The sequence below is a fragment of the Pseudomonas sp. AKS31 genome (assembly GCF_023634765.1).
GTDB lineage: Bacteria > Pseudomonadota > Gammaproteobacteria > Pseudomonadales > Pseudomonadaceae > Aquipseudomonas.
On record NZ_JAMLFX010000016.1, the window covers coordinates 71,347 to 91,930 of the forward strand.

General features: G+C 50.2%; 13 protein-coding genes. 8 read left to right on the forward strand and 5 right to left on the reverse strand.

All coding sequences use genetic code 11. The annotated features are described in order from the left end of the window. Positions 1-41: 41 nt before the first annotated feature. The 3 genes from M9827_RS25195 to M9827_RS25205 are packed head-to-tail and all read left to right on the forward strand — an operon-like array spanning position 42 to position 5,098. Positions 42-968, forward strand: coding sequence for a DUF4007 family protein (locus M9827_RS25195; protein ID WP_250607831.1), 927 nt, complete (start codon positions 42-44; stop codon positions 966-968). Further along, positions 958-4,266, forward strand: a complete 3,309-nt coding sequence (locus tag M9827_RS25200) for an ATP-binding protein (protein WP_250607834.1) — start codon at positions 958-960, stop codon at positions 4,264-4,266. The genes M9827_RS25195 and M9827_RS25200 overlap by 11 nt, the downstream gene beginning before the upstream one ends. Continuing rightward, positions 4,259-5,098 (forward strand): phosphoadenosine phosphosulfate reductase domain-containing protein, encoded by an 840-nt coding sequence (locus M9827_RS25205; RefSeq protein ID WP_250607836.1) that lies wholly within the window; start codon positions 4,259-4,261, stop codon positions 5,096-5,098. Before M9827_RS25200 ends, M9827_RS25205 begins: the two co-directional genes overlap by 8 nt. Positions 5,099-5,253: 155 nt before the next feature. On the opposite strand, the gene M9827_RS25210 is transcribed toward M9827_RS25205, so the two are convergent. Genes M9827_RS25210 through M9827_RS25220 form a run of 3 tightly spaced genes read right to left on the reverse strand, consistent with a single transcriptional unit; the run spans position 5,254 to position 9,688 of the window. Continuing rightward, positions 5,254-6,336 (reverse strand): hypothetical protein, encoded by a 1,083-nt coding sequence (locus M9827_RS25210; protein WP_250607839.1) that lies wholly within the window; start codon positions 6,334-6,336, stop codon positions 5,254-5,256. Between the two features lie 3 nt (positions 6,337-6,339). Further along, positions 6,340-8,109 carry an ATP-binding protein gene (locus M9827_RS25215; protein ID WP_250607841.1) on the reverse strand — a complete coding sequence of 590 codons (1,770 nt, stop codon included), beginning with the start codon at positions 8,107-8,109 and terminating at the stop codon, positions 6,340-6,342. A gap of 1 nt (position 8,110) precedes the next feature. Next, entirely contained in the window at positions 8,111-9,688 is a 1,578-nt protein-coding gene (locus tag M9827_RS25220; protein WP_250607843.1) for a DEAD/DEAH box helicase, read from the reverse strand. Positions 9,689-10,829: 1,141 nt separating this feature from the next. On the opposite strand from M9827_RS25220, the gene M9827_RS25225 reads away from it, so the two are divergent. After that, positions 10,830-13,196, forward strand: coding sequence for an ATP-binding protein (locus M9827_RS25225; protein WP_250607846.1), 2,367 nt, complete (start codon positions 10,830-10,832; stop codon positions 13,194-13,196). A gap of 3 nt (positions 13,197-13,199) precedes the next feature. Further along, positions 13,200-15,191 carry a hypothetical protein gene (locus M9827_RS25230; RefSeq protein WP_250607848.1) on the forward strand — a complete coding sequence of 664 codons (1,992 nt, stop codon included), beginning with the start codon at positions 13,200-13,202 and terminating at the stop codon, positions 15,189-15,191. A 58-nt stretch (positions 15,192-15,249) separates the two neighbouring features. On the opposite strand, the gene M9827_RS25235 is transcribed toward M9827_RS25230, so the two are convergent. Then, positions 15,250-16,185 carry a hypothetical protein gene (locus tag M9827_RS25235; protein WP_250607850.1) on the reverse strand — a complete coding sequence of 312 codons (936 nt, stop codon included), beginning with the start codon at positions 16,183-16,185 and terminating at the stop codon, positions 15,250-15,252. A 556-nt stretch (positions 16,186-16,741) separates the two neighbouring features. Between M9827_RS25235 and M9827_RS25240 the strand changes: the two genes are divergently transcribed. Further along, the gene (locus M9827_RS25240; RefSeq protein WP_127652413.1) at positions 16,742-17,314 is read left to right on the forward strand and encodes a hypothetical protein; all 573 of its coding nucleotides are present in this window, start codon (positions 16,742-16,744) and stop codon (positions 17,312-17,314) included. A gap of 13 nt (positions 17,315-17,327) precedes the next feature. Then, the gene (locus M9827_RS25245) at positions 17,328-17,753 is read left to right on the forward strand and encodes a hypothetical protein (protein WP_250607852.1); all 426 of its coding nucleotides are present in this window, start codon (positions 17,328-17,330) and stop codon (positions 17,751-17,753) included. Here the strand turns inward: M9827_RS25245 and M9827_RS25250 are convergent. Beyond that, positions 17,732-18,661, reverse strand: coding sequence for a LysR substrate-binding domain-containing protein (locus tag M9827_RS25250; protein ID WP_250607854.1), 930 nt, complete (start codon positions 18,659-18,661; stop codon positions 17,732-17,734). The two genes, M9827_RS25245 and M9827_RS25250, sit on opposite strands and share 22 nt — an antisense overlap. 220 nt (positions 18,662-18,881) lie before the next feature. Between M9827_RS25250 and M9827_RS25255 the strand changes: the two genes are divergently transcribed. Continuing rightward, positions 18,882-20,372, forward strand: coding sequence for an aldehyde dehydrogenase (locus tag M9827_RS25255; protein ID WP_250607856.1), 1,491 nt, complete (start codon positions 18,882-18,884; stop codon positions 20,370-20,372). The last annotated feature ends 212 nt before the right edge of the window (positions 20,373-20,584 follow it).

Below are 20,584 nucleotides of genomic sequence, written 5' to 3' on the forward strand. Positions count from 1 at the left end.
TCCGGTATTGAAAAAGGGTTATCAGTTTTGGGATGGGGCCAATGACTTCGATGCACGATGGCAAGATAGACGCCCATTTTTCTGGGCATGAGACGTTCCCGCTTCGTCAGATGTGGCTTAAGAAAGCAGTTGAAACCGCAGATGCAAATGGGCTCGTGCCCAAGACCACGTTCACCGACGAGAAAGCAATCGCAGTGTTCGGCGTGGGTCGGAATATGGTCGCGGCTATCAAGCATTGGGCTCTAGCGTGCGATGTCTTGGTTGAGGACGAGTCTCGACGAAGTTTCCAACTCAGCCCGACGGGCAGAGAAATCTTCCTGGATGAAGGGTTGGATCCATTCTCCGAGAGCCCCTCCACTGCATGGTATGCGCATTGGTGCTTGGCCGGTCGTGGGAGCCGTTCAACCACGTGGTACTGGCTTTTCAATGTCTTCACCTCACAATCATTTAGTCGAGACGAAGCGCTGCCAACGCTCACCAAGTTTGCTCAAGCCATCTCCGGTGGAAGAAAACTCTCCAGCGCCACGCTCAGTCGCGATTTAGACACATGTCTGCGCGGATACGCCCCAAGATCTAACACCTCTTCGATTGAAGAGGCCGCTGAGCCCATGCTTGCTGAGCTCGGGTTGCTCCAAGAGGAGCGAAAGGGTGTTTTTTCCTTCCGGCGTGGACCCAAGTCAACGCTTACCGACGCTTTTTTCGCATGGGCGCTTCTAGACTTTTGGCAGCGGCACAGGGCGGGTGAATCCTCTCTCACGTTTGAAACCGCAGCCTACGCGCCGGGGTCTCCAGGGCGGGTATTCAAACTCGATGAGGAGTCTGTGGCAGAACGCCTTTTCACGCTGAGCGAGCTTACTGAGGGGAAGCTGCGTTGGTCTGATACCTCAGGTCTGCGTCAGGTGTATCGCGGCGATTTTGATTGTGAATTGATAATGGCCAAATTGTTGAGAGAATCCTATGTCCGCTGAATCTGATTCGTTGCTCGATGCTATGCCAGTGAAAATCGAACGGCACTATCGACGATCAGTTCGTATTGACGCAGACCTTGGACGGCATGATGCATTGGATGGTTATGTGCTGACCGAGACTGCTCGTGCAGCGCTCTCTATTATGACGCGCCAAATTATTGGCAGCAGTCAGCGCGCTTTTACTTGGACAGGTCCTTATGGAGGCGGTAAGTCATCTCTGGCTTTAGTCCTTGCCGCTGCGATCGCCGACGATGCGTCATTACGCGAAAGGTCGGAACGCTTCGTTGGTGAGGTTCCGTCTTTTAAAGAGGCGTTCAGCACTGATGATGGCAGTTGGCTTGTCATACCTGTAGTGGGGCGTCGCAGCAGCATCCTCGCAGAACTTTCCAAGTCGCTGAGTAAGGCCTCTGGGCGAGACGAGTTAGTTGGCAACTCTGATGTCTTGATAGGCGCACTAGTTCGTGAAGCCGAAGCAGATGGTCGTGCTGGCGTACTTCTGGTAGTCGATGAGATGGGGAAGCTACTCGAAGCATCGGCCGCTGGCGGTGACGATGTTCACTTTTTCCAAGATCTTGCGGAGGTTGCGGCTCGCAGCCGAGGAAAACTGGTTGTTGTAGGGATTCTCCATCAAGCATTCCGACAATACGCGTCCCGGCTCGGCATTGAAGCAAGGGACGAGTGGGCTAAGGTGCAAGGACGGTTCACAGATGTCTCTTTCGTCGCAACCGGTGATGAGGTGGTCGAGCTAATCGGAAGGGCCATCCAATGTGACATAGCTCATCCAGACACAGTCGGCATGAGCGACACAATTGGATCTGCCATATCTGGCCGCCGCCCGGCAGTTGGCCGTGGGATGGGAGTTCTTCTTGATAAGTGCTGGCCACTTCACCCTGTGACAGCAGCATTGCTTGGACCTGCCTCACGACGTCAGTTTGGGCAAAATGAGCGAAGCGTGTTTGGTTTTTTAACATCGCTTGAGCCTCATGGCTTCCAAGACTTCCTTTCGAGCTGGGATCGGAAATCCTTTTATGGACCTGACCTCTTTTGGGATTATCTTAGAGCGAATCTTGAGCAAGCGATCTTGGCTTCTCCCGACGGACACCGTTGGGCGCAAGCTGTTGAGGCAGTTGAACGCGCGGCAGCCAAAGGGGCTACCGAAACAGAAATTTCGCTGGCTAAGACGCTCGCGCTAATCGATATGTTTCGTGGTGCTTCAGGGCTTGTTGCTGATGAGGCGGTGCTGCACACGGTTTTGCCGGGCTACTCGAAATCCGACATAACGCTGGCTATGGAGCGCTTGGCAATTTGGCGTGTAGCGCTTTATCGAGCGCATCTTGGAGCCTGGACCATATTTGAAGGAAGCGACTTCGATATTGATCAGGAAGTGTCGAAGGCTCGTGCCACCTTCGTAGAGGCGGACACAAAAGCGTTGACGGCGATGGCGAGTTTGAATCCGATCATCGCCAAGCGCCACTACCATTCCACAGGGACCTTCCGGTGGCTTGGTGTGACTATGCACTCTGTGCAAGAGGCCGAGCGATTGTCGAAAACATACGAACCCGAGAGTGGGGAGTTTGGTCGGCTAGCGCTGGTGCTGCCTGAGCGCTCATCAACAGTCGAGGATGTAGCCAAGACGTTGAACGGGCTGGAGAACAAAGCTAAGAGCACGCTATTCTTCGGCATTCCGCCTAATCATGAGCTCATAGGCGATCTTGGCGCCGAGTTAATGTCGCTGCGTCTGGTTTATGAAAACAGCCCTGAGTTGGAGGGGGACTCTGTAGCTAGGCGCGAAGTAGCTGCTCGACTATCTTCTGTCAAGGGAGCGCTTGAGGAGGCGTTGAGGGAAGCGGTGACGCGTGCGAAATGGCTATATGAGGGGGGGTTCGTGAAGCCAGACAGCCTGTCCTCACTTGCCTCGGATGTGGCTGATCGAACATTCAGCTCTGCGCCCAAAGTGTGGAGTGAGCTCGTCAATAGGGATGCATTGTCGAGCAATAGCGTTAAAGCGCGCCGTGATCTGCTTCATCGTATGGTTCAAAACACTAATGAGGAGTGTTTGGGCATCGAGGGATATCCTGCCGAAAGGGGCCTATACGAAACTCTGCTTTCCTCAACAAATCTCCATCGATTGGATAACCAAGGCATCTGGGGCTTCCAGGCGCCTAAATCAAGCGACAAAAGAGACTTCCATCCACTGTGGGCCGCTGCTCTCAAGAAATTTTCGAGCCAGATCGTCGGCACTGTAGGGGTGAGAGAGCTTTACAGCCTTTGGGGTGGAGCACCCTATGGAATGAAGCTTGGGATGCTTCCCGTAATCGCGATTGCTTTCATGCTCGCTCACTCTGATAAGGTTGCTATCTATCGAGACGGTGTTTTTGAGCCGCAATTTACAGACGTAGATGTGGACGAAATGCTTCAAGACCCAAGCCGCTTTGCGCTTCGTTGGGTTGATGAGGATATTGAGAAAGCAGAGCAGCTTAAAACTATCGCTGCTGTACTCCGTAAATGTGGTTTTGAAGCCGCATCCGAAACGCCTCTAGAAATTGCCAGAGCGTTGGTAAAGATCCTATTTACCCAACCTTTGTGGACTAGGCGTACCCAACAACTCTCGGGTATGGGACGTACTGTCCGTGATCTCTTAGTTAAAGCATCTGATCCGCATAAGTTGCTGTTTGTAGACCTGCCAAGCGTTTTTGATGCTGGTTCGGTTGGAGATGGCGTGCATCTAGAAAGCGCCCTTTTGGAGGTAATTGGGGCCTTTCCCACTTTGTTAAGGAAGATGGATAGCCGACTGGCTGACGCCATCGATGCATCGGAAGGCGATGACCCTGAACTCAGAGAGAGGGCCCACCACGTATCTAAGGCGACGGGGGATCTTCGCCTTGAGGGCTTTGCTCTGCGCCTGCAGGAACGGGATGGAACGCTTGAAGGGGTGGAAAACGTTATGAGTTTGGTGGCTAGAAAGCCCCCGCGTGATTGGACCGACTTGGATGTGGACGCTGCTTTGATTGCGGTCGCAGACCTATCGCTCGCTTTCAGGAAAGCTGAGGCGTTAATCGCGGTTACTGGAAGAGCACCGGGGCGTGAGGCCTTCTCGGTTGTAATCGGCTCAGGCGGTTCGTCAAATCTAATCAGTAAAACCTTTGAGGTTGCAGGCCGAGACAAAGAGGCTGTTTCAGGTGCAGCAGTTAAGGTCCTTGAGATGTTGCGGAGCGCTGGGCTTGAGGGCGATCTGCTGCTCGCTGCTCTTGCTCAAGCAGGGTCAACGTTTGTGAACGAAGGGTCAGATTATGCGTGAACGGCATCTCCTAGGCCTCTCGGGGGGCCGTGATAGTGCCGCTCTGGCGATTTACATCCGCCAGACAAGGCCTGAATTGGATATCGAGTATTTCTTCACGGATACTGGAGAGGAGCTGCCAGAGGTACAGGATTTCCTTGGAAAGCTTGAAGGCTTCTTGGGTAAGCCAATCTTGAGGTTAAATCCAAGGAGAGATTTTGAATTTTGGCTGAAGGAGTACAACAATTTCTTGCCTTCTGCCCAGACGCGTTGGTGCACCCGGCAATTGAAACTCGCTCCCTTTGAGGAATGGACTCGTCCGATGCTGGCTGCAGGCGAGAAGGTCTTTTCCTACGTTGCCATACGCTCTGACGAGGATTACCGTGAGGGATATGCGTCCAAACATGAGAGTCTCAAAGTGGTTCTTCCCTTCCGTGAAGAGGGAGTGGATAAGCCCGGGGTAATCGAGATCCTGGAGTCATCCGGTGTTGGATTGCCCGAGTATTACGAGTGGCGTAGTCGGAGCGGCTGTACCTTTTGTTTCTTTCAGCAAAAGATTGAATGGGTTCGATTGCGCGAGCGTCATCCTGGTGCTTTTGAAGAGGCCAAGGCGTTGGAGAAGACGGCGTTGGATCATGGATCGCCCTTCACTTGGACCAAAGGTGAGCCGCTTTCTGATTTAGAAAAGCCAACGCGTGTTGCCGCGATCCGGAAAGAATATGAAGCGCGTAAGCTGCGAACCAAGGCGCGGCGCCCAAGAAACCCACTGCGTCCGTGGGAGGAGAACATGGACATCGACGATATATATGGTATCGATGAAGCTGATGGGGGTTGTAATGTCTGTCACAAATAGAGCCTAGCTACGAGCACAACACCGTGGTTTACCCCGCCCCACGGTGTCGGACTGCGCTGAAGCGCCGATTCGCTCCGTAAGGGGCTGAGCTCTTCAGATTACAAGAATCCGAGAACGAAGCGATCGGACTACGCGTTATTTTCGTGGATTTTACACTAGAGCATCTCTAGGTAGTCTTCTAAGCTCGACAGACTCATGTGAGCCGTCTTTGTTGTTCCTAATACGGAAGTTTCAGTAGTTCCGATGGAGATAGCTGCTTTTTTTAAAGACTGAAGAGCATTCAGCCCAGCATACTTCACATGCATTTCGATATCATATTTTCCCTCTGGCCATTGCCCTGTCTGGTATCCAGCTCGATCAATATGTACAAATAGTAAGTTCTTACAGACAGCAGATTGAGGCGCTATAGCGAATTCGCCGAACGGCCTAGCTGTCAGGCGTCGAACCTTTACGTCCGTGGAATCACTGGTCAAAATTAACGTGGGACGATATCTCATCTCGTGATTGAGGGAGGAAACTCGTAATAAAAACCATTCCACAACTGCCGTTGTTAGGCCGCCGTTGATCATCGTAATCGGCATGATAAGCTCAAAAGCTCTTTTTGAAAGTTCGTTAGGGCTTACGAATTCAATAGAACTCCACAACGACTCGCAGTTTGCGCTAAGACGTTGTTCGATAGCTTCTGGATAAGCAGCGGTGATCCAATGCAAAATCCATCCGTCAAATTCTTTTCGTGTAAGCCGTTTTCCGTGTACAGCACCTTCCAGAAGCCGGGATGAAATAATATGGATTAATGATTCTCGTATCGCAAGGGGTAGAGAGCTTATGCGCTTTCCTAAGAGATAACGGTCAACTTTCGTAATGGCCTGGTCAATGAGGGCGAGCGTATCTAAGGAAGAGGGAATTGGTACTTCGACACCGTCAAAAGGAGCGTCTTGTAGAACTGATGCGGCTATTGGACCCGCTAGAATGAGCTGATAACTATCTGCTTTGCCTGAGGCTTTTAGTTCTGAACACCAATTAGAAACATCCGCTCGACCAATTTGGTTTTGAGACGACTTCACTTGCTGAACTCTTCGGAATCCTTCCGAGAACTCCCATAAGATATCTACCTTATCGTTGTCCGAATCTGGCTCGATTGTGACGGCGATCCAGTGGTTGTTTTGCGTTTGCAGAGAATCGAGCAAGCAAACAAGCGTTTGTATGGAAAAGCCCCGTATAGCTTCACGTCCTCCCACTGATCAGTCCTCCACCTCAAAGAAATCCATAGCCATGCGACCCCAACTAAGTCTGAGCTCTTCTACGGCAAGGCGCATTTTATCGCTTGGTGCTTCGTCTTCCATCCTAGCCCAAGCAGCAATCAATGAGAGTAGGTTTTTTGCGTATTGTAGGTCATGGTGGTCATCAGTTTTAAGCACTTCAAACAGACGGGCATGAACTGGATGTCTAGTGTTGAGAGTGACGAGAATCAATCCGCCAGCTGTTGAAACATCAAAGAACATTTGGCCCGAAATATCTGCGTGCTTAAAACGAAACTTTATTTTTTTGCTCACGTAGTCCACAGCGATCGTATGTGCTGTTTTGTCATCCACGCCGTCATGAATTATGTCGTTAGTAAGATCCCTGGTGCGATCGGCTTCTGGGGACTCTTCGGCCTTATCACTTCGCCCAGTATCGCCAACTCGGTCTCTCCTACGAGTTACGGAGTCAGTGGCAGCCTTTTCAGCTTTATTTTCTGGGCGCTCTCTTTGGCTTTGAAGTCGATCGCCTTCACGCATCTTCGCCACATGTCCGCGCATTTGAGTCAAGAGTTTTTCAATCTCACGGCTAATCTGGTACATGGGTAATCGTGGATCGCGATCTAGTTCAAGTGTATCTCGATATTCACGGGCCGTAAGCCCTTCAGCGGCAGCATCCTCCTCGAAGCTTAGGCGCAGAAAAGCTGTGGCTGCTTGTTTGTTGTTACTTACGCCGAAAACATCATCTAACCCGGGCTCAAACTCGACCTCAATACCCCACCATCTCTCCCTGGAGTCGTACGAGTTCAAGAAGCTGTGATTCATTTCTAACTCACGACCAGATCGGACAACCGAGATGCCCTGATTTTTTTGAGCGTGCTGTCCAATAGGTTTAGTTCCTCCCTCCTTTCTCGCTTCAGGTTTGCAGATAGAAGCGCGAATCGTCACCAAATGCTCCTCATTGTTGTGGCCAACCGAGATCACTAGGGGCTCTCCGAAGGGATCGAAAGCTGGTTTTTGATCGAAAGGAGCGGGGGCGTTCGTTCCAGTCATCAAATATAGTGGATCATTAGGCCTAACGTAGCTCTCAAAAAGAGAGATATATTGTGAAGCCTTGAGTTCGTAAGCCGCAAACCTGATTCGCACTGACTTGTTGTTAATAAAGTGGCGATACACGCGGCCTGCTATAAATTCGGTATGCCTTAGCAGCGTATTACTCTGTTTCCAGCTAACACGATCGAGCTCACTCCAGACAACTAGGGTGCCTTGCGCGCCGACTTCTCCTGCTATTAGGGAAAGCCATTCCGCGGGAATCGCCGAGACAACTGGATTGGGAACTTCTGTCATCTGTCCTCGTTGGATGCTACCAACATCAAGATACACATGGTGCGCAATTCCTTTCTGCCAGCTCCAAACATCAACCCGCTTACATTGTGAAATAGAAGAATTAGGTAGTCCCATCCCGAACTTTCCAATTCCCTTTTGGTGTTTTGGGTCTAGTCGCGTTCCATTGCCGAACTGGAGCGCTTTGCGCAGTAGTTCTGGATCCATGCCGGCCGCATTGTCAAATACTGCAAGGCGAGAAAGCCTACGGCGGCCACCAGGCGCTGTTTCATCGATACATATTAATTCGACTTCCGTGTTTTTTCCCATCTCCACTCCGGACTGAACGGAATTGTCGATCAGCTCAGCTAAAGCGTGGGCGGTATCTCGGTAGCCAGAACTGCGCATTGCGGAAATCGAGAGGTTTTGAGGAATGATTGGAAACGTCATCTTATAGCTCCGAAAAATCTAACTTGGTCCAAGACTCGAAAGTTTTGTGCGCGCTCGCCCTTGAAGGAATACAGTCCGCGATTACAACGATTTTTAGGTGGTCTTCAGTTATGCGCGCACTTCCAAGTCGCCCAATCATTCCATAAAATACTGAATCAGATAGTGTTGGAAAAGCGATAATCGCCTTTGCAATATTAGGGACTGAACTGCCTGGTATGAAAAATCCATGGACACACAGAATTTTCCCTTTGCGGGCCTTGAATTTCTGCATTTCACGATCTCTTTCTTCTGAAGATTTATCGCTTGTAACAGGCATTGCTTGAATGCCGCGAAAAGCTAGTAATCCTGCAAATAGTCGAGCGTGGTCACCTGTAGTTGCATAAAAAACTACATTGCCTTGAGTCATTTCTGATTCAGAAATGATTAGTTCCAGTAGCGCTTGATTCCTATTAATATCTTTGCTGATTTTTTCTACTTCATGTGCATCATATTCTAAGTCGTTAGTTCTCTTGCTTGTATCAGCATTCCAATCAATATTTTGAATTTCTATCTTTATGTTGCAAAGATCTCCAGCTTCACTCAGTAGCTGAATGGGTTCTGCGCAGTCAATGGTAATGTAAGAGTCGGAAAAACGCGGGTTGAGCTCTGCAGAGCTCGAATCAGAAGTAATCTCGGACCCCGATGAGGCGGATATTGCTATCAGACTAAGATTAGAGTCTCGTGATAGATTGCTTAAGATGTTTGCGCCAGTTGGCTTGCTGATGTGCTCAGCGTCACCAAATATGACGACTCGGGTTTTTTTTCCTAACTTATTTAAATTAGCTTCATCGCTTTGAAGTTTCGCTATATCGGCAACAATGATACAGTTTTCGAGGCTTCCTAAGTCGGGCGTTTCTCTATTTCCGTAAAGCCGATAAATCGTTATGTCACGCGACCCCAGGTGTTCCCACACGGCACGAAGCTCGTTAAATGCGTCATCACATAGGGCTTCTCCTGGGGTTAACCATAGGATAACCTGGCCGTCGCGCTCTGACCGATAAAGGTCAACAACTGCTGTAGCTACTAGCCGTAGTTTACCAGCACCCCAAGGCATATGTACTAATGCTGATGCATGTGGGTTGGCGATCGCGGTCCTGAGCTTTCTGAATGCGTTAAGTTGATGGGATCGAAGCTTATGACTCGCCACGGTTTTTCGAGAAACTTCGATTTCTCTATTGGTTAACTCACTCGCACTGTATGGTACAGCGAACCATCGCGTGAGCAATTCGAAATTAGATGGGTTAATGTCAAAGTTGGTGCTGTTCAGGGTGGTCAATGCGGTAGATGTTGGTAGTTGAAGAAATTCGCAGAGCTTTCTTCCTTCCTCTGTATCTAGCTTTGAAAATAATAACTGGCGAACAGTTTTATTGCGTAGTGCCCCTTCCTCTCCTAGTATGCTCACTACGAGAAATGCTAAGCTTTCAGGGTTTAGAGCTTCAGTGACAACTTTTTTGAGAAGTGTAACTGTAGTGTCACCTAATAGATCGGTTAAAGATTCAAAATCACATCGTGCAAGAAACTCAACAAGCCTTGTGGTCACTGGCAGTTACCCCCGGCCGGTTTGTCTTGGGTTGGGCAAAGGCAACCGTAGTTATTAAGGATGTTCCCCTTTTTTACTTCCGATAAGTCCGATCCTCCATAAGCTTTCATTTTTACCTCCTTGCCAAAAAGTAAGGCTGAACCGTGTTAGATACTGCTGCTCTAAACTCGGTGATCATTAAGGTGATCTTCATGCACGTAGGTATCTCCTTCCCTGATTGTCTACTGGGTAGACCAAGACCCTATTTCCTAGGGCGTCTCTAAATTACCTGCATTGGTGCCGAAAATCGCGATTAACGCATTTCCGCCTATGAAATGAAAGCCTACTCTGGGCTTGGAGGTCATGGAGGTTTACACACCTTGTGTCAATAATTTCCCGCTGCTTGCGTTGAGTCTCCATTGCCGGTGTCAACCTTGCAGAAACGAAGCCCTGCTTGTGTCAATGAATTTATTGAAGATTCATTGACAATCCAATGTGCCGTTGATGAGAGCGTCGGTTTTAGCTGAGGTCTCTGTAGTTCAATGCTGAGCAGGATCTTCTTCTTCGGACGGAAAATGAGATTATAGGTGTCCTTTCGCAAGCGGTCCGCCTTTGAGCGCGGCCGTGCTATGAAGGGATAGCCCTTGCACTGCTTAGTGAGCGCTGATGACTTCGTAATCAAAACGGATGATGATCCAGTGCTCGTGCCATTCATCGAGTGATCGGTAGAAGAATCGGACTCCTCCAGTCGATGGGCGGCTGTAACGCATGTCATGAATTCAGCCGATTTGGCGCCACACTGAGGTCTCCCTCCATACACACATACGTTGCGCGCGTCGTGTGGCCAACTGACGCCGTACTTTCACAAGATGGGCCCCTCTGACGTGTCTCTGACGGTTGACTGAGACCTTGCGTCAGCACAGGCACTCCTGAGTTAAACCATATTCGGTCGCTCACACCTACCTGTGCTGGCGATTTCCCATTATGCTCACTGTCTAAATCACGGACGACTCCAATGGCTGACTATACCTATCGAAACGAAACATTCTCAAAGTCGCTTGCTTCAGCCTTAAGTGATGTCAACCTTGGTGCTGGCGTCGCGGACTCCGTGGGTGCACATTGCTATTTGCCTGAGCCCAATATCTGAGATGGACTGTAGGGTATGGGAAACGCACAAGAAGGGGTATATATGGCTATCGGATTTAGAATTGCAGCACGGACTCTAAAACACCTTGGGGGCGAACTCATCACGTCAGATGACGTCGCGCTTAACGAGTTAATAAAGAATGCTTTTGACGCACGATCACCTCGTGTCCAGGTTCACATCAATGCAGCTGTCGATTTATCAGCGTTAGAACTTATCGGTGAACAGGTTCAAGCAAAAGAAATTGACAAAATTGAAGCCACCGAGCGTGTTCGCAAAGCAATTTCAGAAGAGCTGCCGCCGGAAGAGCGGATGCTGATCATTGCTGAGGCGAAGAAGTGTATCAATCACCAAGAGTTTGTAAGTTTTTTAAATTCGCTCCGTAGTCAACAATATATTACGGTTGAAGACAAAGGGTGCGGGATGACCGAAGATGATCTGTCTGACAGGTTTTTGGTTATAGGTACTCCTGGAAAGTTAAAGCAGAAGAAAGATGCGCTACCCGGCGAGCCTGTTTTATTAGGCGAGAAAGGAATTGGCCGTTTATCAATGATGCGTTTAGGTGGTACCGCAAGCGTTGAATCAACTACGCACAATGATATTCTTTGGCACAGAATTGATTTCAGGTGGGCTGATTTCGACGATCCTGACCTTTACTTAGATCAGGTCACTGTAGAGGTCAAGAAATCTAAGCAGTCCACACCTGGCGAGAAAGGTACGAAGGTTGTCATTACAGATTTGACGTCCAATTGGACGCAAGAGAAAGTAGACGCGTTTATCCATCGGTACATGCGGAGATTACAAGATCCTTTTGCTTCGGTACGTAAGCCGTATCCGATAGATATCTACTTCAACGGAAAGCGGCAGCCAATTAGTTCGTTACCCAAGTGGTTGAAAGAATGTGCACAATTCGTCGCTACTATCGAATTCAATCCGTCTGGCTTAGATGGCACAGATGTCATTCTTCGCAGAGTGTTGTCATGGCGAGCAACGAGTTCTGAAGAGGTGAGGACATGGTCGCGCAAGGAGCTTTCCAATCAGCTCAATGTATCTGTTGAGGTCTTCAACCAACTTGGAAGGTGGACGGCTAGGTGTTTGTGGTTTAATAGAAAGTCTCTAACGAGCAACGAAGTTGACTTCAATCGTAATCAAATCGCAGAAGAGCTTAATCACTGGTGCGGTGGTTTTGCGATATATCGAGATAATTTTCGAGTAGGCAAAACAGGGGGGATGGATGACGATTGGCTTGAGTGGGACAGCGGGGCATTAAAGTCGAAGGGTTTTGCATTAAATAGATATCAAACTGTCGGGAGCGTAAGCATCTCGTCTGAGATGAATCCCTATTTAATCGACTCTGCAAACCGTGAGCGTTTAATTTCCTGCCCTCAACAAGAACTTCTAAAGCATATTTTGGGCGGAGTGGTTGTCCAAGACCTTCGGATGCATATCAATACTATTAAAGAAGCCGAAGCGAAAATGCTAATCGCAGAGGATTCGACGAACGAATCCTTGAAGAAGTCCGAGGATAAGCTTAAAAAGACCATAAAAATTGTAAATGATATTGCTCAATACCTTCCAAAAGAGCATAGAGGTAAGCTCATGGAGATTCGTGAGACCTTGCATAGCCAAGTTGAGTATGTAAACACCATCAAGAACTCTTTGAGCCTATCGCGTGAAACACGTGTGGAACTTCTGGAGTTAGCAAATATTGGGTTAGTGGTCGAAATCGTCATTCATGAACTATCTCGACTAACAGAGCGAACTGGTGAGCTGCTTGCAGAGTTAAAAAACAGTGGTGACCAGGAGGTGGTTACTGTTATTGACAACCTTAGATCTCAAATTATCTCCACAAACAAACGGATTCGCACCGTCGACGCTATGAGCCCATCAGGTCGTAATCGTAAGGAACGGTACGACCTAGTCGCGCAAGTGGCGGGTATTGCATCCGGCTTTAAAAATCGATTTAAACGTCACCAAATCAGCTCTTCAGTCTATCTGGATGGTATTGAGTCCAACGAGCCTATGAATGTATTCATGGTCAAGGGTTTGATTGCTCAGACTCTTGAGAATTTAATAACTAACTCAATCTACTGGGTTCAGCAAGGTCTGAAACCAGGAGAGAAAGAGCGTGAAATTAGATTCGACGTTGACTCGCGCGCGTTGACCGTTAGCGTTACCGATAACGGTCCTGGAGTTGACCCGCGATACGCTAAGGAGATATTCAAGCCCTATTTTTCGATGCGGCGAAAAGGTAAAGGTTTAGGACTCTATATAGCCTCGGAGCTTGTCCAATACCATGGCGGAAAAATTTTTATGGACGAAAGTGTGGATGATGATGGTCGTCATCGTACTTTCACTATTGAACTACCAAAGGATGAGGTTTGATAAATGACTGAGGCGGTAAATGACGCTGCCGTGGAGCCTATGGTGATTGAGGCCAGCGCGGAGGTAGTGCCCGAAAAAGCTCTCAAAGTTATTGTCATTGACGATGAGCTTTCGGGGCTGACATCTTTTCATCTTAACGAAGTGGTAGGCGATTTCAGAGCTACGCTCGGCGATGTGACATCCCCACAGTTTGAAGAATTCTGGCGGCTGACAGAAGAACTAGGTGGTCTACCCGATACCGATAAATATGACGACGAAAAAAAACAGGCTTATCTGCAATCTGATAATTTTGTTCAAAGTGTCCTGCTAAACGCTCAGTTTGAAGCCAAAGTTGAAGACGAGTACAAGCAGTGGCTTAATCCTTTTTTAGAAAGATCGAAAGAGGTTTCACAGCTTAAAAATGCGCTTGAGGGTGCGTTTGCTGCTCCTGAATTTGAATTGTTTTTTGAAAAATCTCGTCCCACCAAGCACACCGATTTGCTGGCCTACGATTTAGTAATTTTTGACCTGGTATTACAAAAAAGTGCAGGTGCGGTTGATCAGCTTGTTGAATACTTGAAAGGGCTAAGTGATTCTCAGCCCGAACAGTTACCCAGCATAATTGTTATGTCTAGCCGTAGTGAGTTGATCTCCGAAAAGATGAGGTTCAGCACTCAATCCAAAATTAGCGCGGCCGGATTAATCTTGCTGCCTAAAAAGGAAGTATTTAAAGAAAACTTCGGTTCGGCAGGCATTCGTCTCAACTATCAACAGCTCCAGCGTCAGAAGGAAGCCGCGCAGCACATGCGGAAGTTTATGTCGGTGTGGACAGCTGCCCTAGAACAAGCGCAGACCCTTGCAGAGGCTACGCTTTGGAACTTGGACGCTGCGGCTATGCAGGAAATCCACCTGAGCGCGAGTCTAGACAGTGATCCTTACGATGGGCATCTTAGCGAATATTTGGCTAAAGAATATTTGTGGCATGTAGAGTGCTCGGCGCAAGTTTCAGAGGCAATCAAACAGCTAGACATCTGCTTTGAGCAGCAACTAGTCAGGGATGCAAAAAAAACGCCATCTATTGTCACGCGGCTGTTGGCATCGTTTGTGAATCCTGGAACTGCCCGAGATCTTGTTTCGCACTTTAATTGGCTTGGTTTTCCCCTTGAGCAAAAATTTCTTGCAAAGGATGATGAAGAGATATTAGCTAATTTCAGCCGCTTATTGCCATTTGGAGCTGTATTAGGGTCCGCAAAGGATGACCGCAAGAGTGAGTATTTGGTGCACATCACGCAGCAGTGTGACATTCTAAGCGTAGTTCGCTCAGCTTCAGATGGTTTTACTGCGAAGTTTGCAGTGGCACGTGCAATTCAGGTTAGTGATAGAAGTATCCCTGATCACGATAATCAGGAGATAGTTGCCAAAGGTCTTAAGGTTGACGGTAAGGAGTTTGACCTTAAGCTCGCTAAAGGGAGCATTCTCGCCTTGCCGGCAGGTATGCTAATCAGCTATCTGCGTGCAAACGCGTATGACATTGTCGGCCGACTTCGTCATGAAATTGCCAACCAATTCCTGGTCGGTACCGCTAATCATATGACCCGTCCGGCAGCTATTAAGGCCACTCGGTCGCAAGTACTTATGGTAAAGCTTTATTTGTTTGGGACAAGCCTCGAAGGCGGTCCGCTAGTCCCCTTTATTCAAAATGGTATAGATCACCTGAGCATTGGGCTCAGTAAGAAGGGCAACAGTTTTTATTTTTCCGATGACTCTAGTATGAATGTTGCGCTCTGGATCAAGAGTCTAGTAGATCTGCCTTATGCTAAGTCCCTAGATGCGCTTAATCTCGTTAATTCGCTCAGTGTCGGAGTTGGAAATAATAACTGTATTGAGAGTATAGTGAGTATGAAGGTTGTTGAAAGTCCGCTCACCGACGTTGAACGGGATAGCATTTACAATGCGGCTAACGCCAAAATTCGCAACAATGTGTGGCTTCTTGCAATCTGTGAAGAGACCGTCTGAAAATTTAATGGCCTGTACATTCAGGCCTTTTTTTCATTAACCTTTGGAAGGGAGGAGTTTAGTCGGAAATATGGATCTCAACTTCATCGCCTTCAATGAAGATGTAGTCTTTCAAATTGTCAAATTGAGAGTCGCTTCTATACCCTTTGAATTCGCCAAATAGGGTTTTGAATCTTATATTTTCGTTTATGGCATAACCGTATACGTTTAATCCAGAATTATATAGTCCATCAGTTCCCTTCGGGTAATTTGGGTAGAGCTTCGTATTGTAGTTGGGTTTCAAAAGGCTGATAAACGCTTTTTCAGCATCTGCGATAATCGGTGGCATACGAACTTCAGTTGTAAGGTCTTCCCATTCGTCTTCGGGTTTCAATATGTGCATGTGAACCGGAGAAACCTCAAACAGAAATAACACTATTTCATCACTTAAATGTGCTCCGGGATAGCGTTGGGGTTCCTCACTCAGTATTTTCATCCGGGCTTGATGACCTTTTGCCAAAAGCCTCTCATAGCTATCTTGGTTATTCGCTATGCCAATGTAAAGTAAGTCGTAGTTAGAGACCTCTGGGGCGTTATGAAAGCCCTCTAAGTATTCAGCTCCTCTCGATTTTTCCCAGTATATAGAGTCAGGGGTGAGAGACTTGTGACAGTTTATTAGGTTGGAGCCCGGGAGTCGATTGCCAACTTGGATATCAAAATCACCCCACGCAACTGTAAAGCGGTTGGGTAATGAAGGGATTTGATCGATAAATATCTTGCCGAAATCCTTCACCACTCCCCCTACTGTGATTGTTACCGAGAGGGTGTTTTCGGCCTCGTTAGCGACAATATCTTCGAACTTGGTAAGCGGACGTGCGCCTATCATATAGAAGTTGCTTGTTTTTAACCTGGCTGCAATATGCTTATTTCTGACGTCGGTGAGATTCTTAACTTCTCTATTGGTAAATGGTGGGTATACGGTTTCCAGAAAAGCTAGTTGGCTTTTGAAACTCATGTTCTATCCTAAAAATTATCAGCCGAAAAGGCTTACCGAGATGATTGTGATCTTACACCGCTGTGGGAAAACAACCCATTTGGTTACGCATCGGAAGAGCCAGCTTTCCTGGTCAAAAAGATCTGTTGTGTTCCGATTGCGGGAGTATAGATCACGATTTGTCGACGGCGCTGTCAATCCATCGTAGCTAGCGGAAGTCGTCCGAGATTTCATCTGTCAATGCTTGGAAATTTTCAGATCCTAACAGTCAATCATCAAGTGCGAGGTTGACAGTCACACCGTTAATCCGAAAAATTGGTGCAAGCTCATACATACCGGGCCGCATAGCGTGTCAACCTATGATGAGGGTAGGTGATACACGAAATTACTGGCCGGACGATCCCTTGGTCGCCGAAGCCACAGCACGGGCAAAACCTCGGGGCACTTGAGCAGCAATGGCAGCGCGCCATTAGCCCATCCGCCCTAATTGCCCCTGTCCGAGCCGCCTCCTAAAGTGGCGGCCCGAACAATAACAAGTTGCTGCCTGGCAACGTGTACCCAAGGAACGGAACTGCTCATGTCATCTTTCTTCAAGTTCAAGAAGTTGATCTTCTTGTCGGCTGCGCTGCTGTTCGCCTTCAATTCGGCAAATGCCGAAGAGCCCAACCCTGTAGGCGACTGGTGGATTATCTACGGCAATGGCGTGGCCCAAAAAAACATCATGTATGTCGCCGATGCCACGTCGGTAGTGCCTTCTGAAAAAACCAAAGGCGCGACCATGGTGGCGGTTACGCTGGTTTATGAAGAGCCGGGCAAACCAATGATCGACGTGTACAACCTCGAAGCCCAGTGCTCTACGGGCAAGGTGCGCTTTATCAATGGCCAATCCGTCGAGCGTCTGGCTTACACCCTGCGCCATCTGAAAGTTGCCAATCAATGGCAGACCCCGAAAGAGTTCTGGGTACAGCAAGCGCTGAAGTTTGCCTGTGCGCCGGGCAGTCGAGCAAAAAACGACATGGCCGCCGTGGGCAAGATGGAATACCTGCAGATGATCGAGATGCTGCAGCAGATGTTCTTCAAACTCGCACCGATTCAGGAAAAGAGCCAGATGATGGACAACATCGACAGTCTGCTCGAACTGAAAAAATAAGCCGGGACAGCCAATGACTTACATACGCTTATTGTTGGCCGCTCTGTTGGCCGCCTTGCTCTTGACTGGCTGTTCCGCTATTGCGCAAAGCCGCTGGGAAGGGCGTGATATGCAGGAAGCGCTGGACTTGTTCGGCACGCCCGATTCGATGCAAAAGGAAATCGCCCCGAACGGCGAACCCTTGGCGGTGCTGACCTGGTACAAGTCCGCGAGCTGGACAACCACCGAAGCGGCCGGCACCTCGATGAACCATACCGGCAATGGCATGGTGTACACCGAGTATTACCAACAGGTCGGGCACAGTTCCGATTGCAAATTGCAGGCGAAGATCAACCAACAAAAGAAGATTGCGCAGTTCCTGATCGAAGACGGGCGGCTCCTGCATGGCAAGTGCCTCAACGTCAGGTTTGTCCCCGGTTATATTCCCCCAGGAATGTGAGCGGTCTGGGCGGTCAGTTGTTCGCGGCAATAATCGGCGAACAACTGCGCCGGTTTGGTCAGTTGCCCGCGCTTGAGCCACGCCGCCACCAGCCCTGAACCGGTGACATCTTCGACGATATCCACGCACACGACTTTCTTGCCGTCGTACGTGCATTCCGAATGCGGTTTGGTCACCAGAATCGAAAAACCGAAACCCTGGCCGACCATCCCGCGCACCATCTCGATCGACGGCGAGCTGAACTCGATGCGCGGCGTTAATCCAAGCTCTTCGAAGAGGCTGACAAAATAGGTCCGGCTCGGCTGCACATCGAGCAGGATCATCGGATCCAGACACAGATCGCGCAGCGAAACCTGCTTGTACTGGGCAAAACGATGATCCGCCGGCAACAGCGCATACGGCCGTTGCGCCGGCATCAGCGGTTCGGTCTGGATGGTCGCATCGAGCTCGTGTTCGTACAGAATCACCAGATCGAACGCCCCCGAGGTCAGGCCTTGCACCAGCTCTTGCTGCTCGCCGTCGCGGATGCGGATTTGAACCCCCGGATACAGCGCCGAGAACCCCGCGATCAACTGGGGCAAGTACAACGGCGCAACCGTTTCGAAACAGCCAATATCGATCTGCCCGGCGACCACGTCATTGTCGGCCAGGGCGTTCTGCTCGAACTCCTTGGCCATGCGCAGCAGTTCCTGCGCCTTGCGCAGAAAGCGTGCACCGCTCGGCGTAAGGGAAACCCCTTGCGCGTGATGGCGGATCAGCAGTTGCACGGCGAAGCTGTCTTCCAGCGCCTTGATCGCGGTGGAGATCGCCGGTTGCGCGATGTACAGCTTGCGCGAGGCCTCGGCGACGCTGCCGCATTCGACGGTAGTGATGAAGTATTTCAACTGACGCAAATTGTAGGCGGCCACGGCAAACCTCAGGACGAGCGGACTCGACTTCCAAGCAATTTGTGCGCCGCCACGTCCGTTGCGCGACGATGTTCTTATCCCTCAACCATAGCCACCCACGCAGCATTTGGGGGAAGTCATTGCCCAGTGTTTTTATTGCCTGCGAAGACATTTTTACTATTTTTAGCCCCCGCGAGGCTGAGCGACCATCGATGGACAATAACCTCCAGGAGCATCCGTCGTGTTCGAGCTTGCAGAGTGGCAGCGCCGCGCCGTTGCATTGAAATTTCCCGACCAGGCCATGATCGATGGCAAGCATTGCTCCGCGCAATCGGGGCAGACGTTTGCCGCGATCAACCCGGCGACTGGCGAGTGTCTGGCCAATGTCGCGGCGTGTGGCGAAGACGATGTCGACGCGGCGGTGCGCAATTCACGTCAGGTGTTCGAGTCGGGCATCTGGTCGCAACGCGCGCCTGCCGAGCGCAAGCAAGTACTGCTGCGTCTGGCTGATCTGCTGATGAGCCATCGCGAAGAACTGGCGCTGCTTGATTCGCTGAACATGGGCAAACCGGTGATGGATGCCTACAACATCGATGTGCCGGGCGCTGCCGGGGTGTTCCGCTGGTACGCCGAAAGCCTCGACAAACTTTACGATCAGGTCGCACCCAGTGCGCCGAATGTGCTGGCGACGATTACCCGTGAAGCTCTAGGGGTGGTGGCCGCAGTGGTGCCGTGGAATTTTCCCTTGGACATGGCGGCGTGGAAGCTTGCGCCAGCGCTGGCAGCGGGTAATTCGGTGATCCTCAAACCGGCCGAGCAGTCACCGTTTTCGGCGTTGCGTCTGGCTGAGCTGGCGCTGGAAGCAGGGCTGCCAGCGGGTGTGCTCAACGTGTTGCCGGGGCTTGGCGAGCAGACCGGCAAGGCGTTGGGGTTGCACGCGGATATCGATTGTCTGGTGTTCACCGGTTCGACTCAGGTCGGCAAATATTTCATGGAGTATTCCGCGCAATCGAACCTCAAGCAGGTGTGGCTGGAGTGCGGTGGCAAGAGCGCTAATCTGGTGTTCGCCGATTGTCAGAATCTCGATCTGGCGGCGGAAAAAGCTGCATTCGGAATTTTCTTCAATCAGGGTGAAGTCTGCTCGGCCAACTCGCGTTTGCTGGTGCAGCGTTCGATTCATGATGAGTTCGTCGAACGGTTGAAAGTGCAGGCCGAGCGTTGGCTGCCGGGTGATCCGCTGGATCCGCAGAGCAGCGCTGGCGCCATCGTCGACCACAAGCAGACGGCGAGCATCATGCGCTTTATTCGCAGTGCCGGGCAGGCGGGGGCGACGCGGGTTTGTGGCGGCCAGCAGCGGCGCTTCAACGGCTCGGATAATTTCATTGAGCCGACGATTTTCACCGGCGTCACCGCGGACATGCCGCTGTTTCGCGAAGAGGTGTTTGGGCCAGTGCTGGCGGTGATGCCGTTCGATGATGAAGCGCAGGCCATACGGCTGGCCAATGACAGCGTGTATGGACTGGCCGCGTCGTTGTGGACCGATGACCTCAACCGTGCGCATCGTGTGGCGCGACAGTTGCGCGCGGGTACGGTGTCGGTCAATACGGTGGACGCGCTGGATGTGACGGTGCCTTTTGGCGGTGGCAAGCAATCGGGATTTGGCCGGGATCTGTCGCTGCACTCGTTCGACAAATATACCCAGCTGAAAACCACCTGGTTCCAGTTGCGCTGATACCGTGTCGCCCTTATCGCTGGCAGGCCAGCTCCCACACTGGATCTAAGTCGCACGGCAGATCCCCTGTGGGAGCGAGCCTGCTCGCGAAAGCGGTGGGTCAGCAGCGAAAATGTCGACTGACGCGGCGCCATCGCTGGCAAGCCAGCTCCCACAGGTTTTAGTGGTGTACGCAAATCTAGAGCACACCCACGATCCCTGTGGGAGCTGGC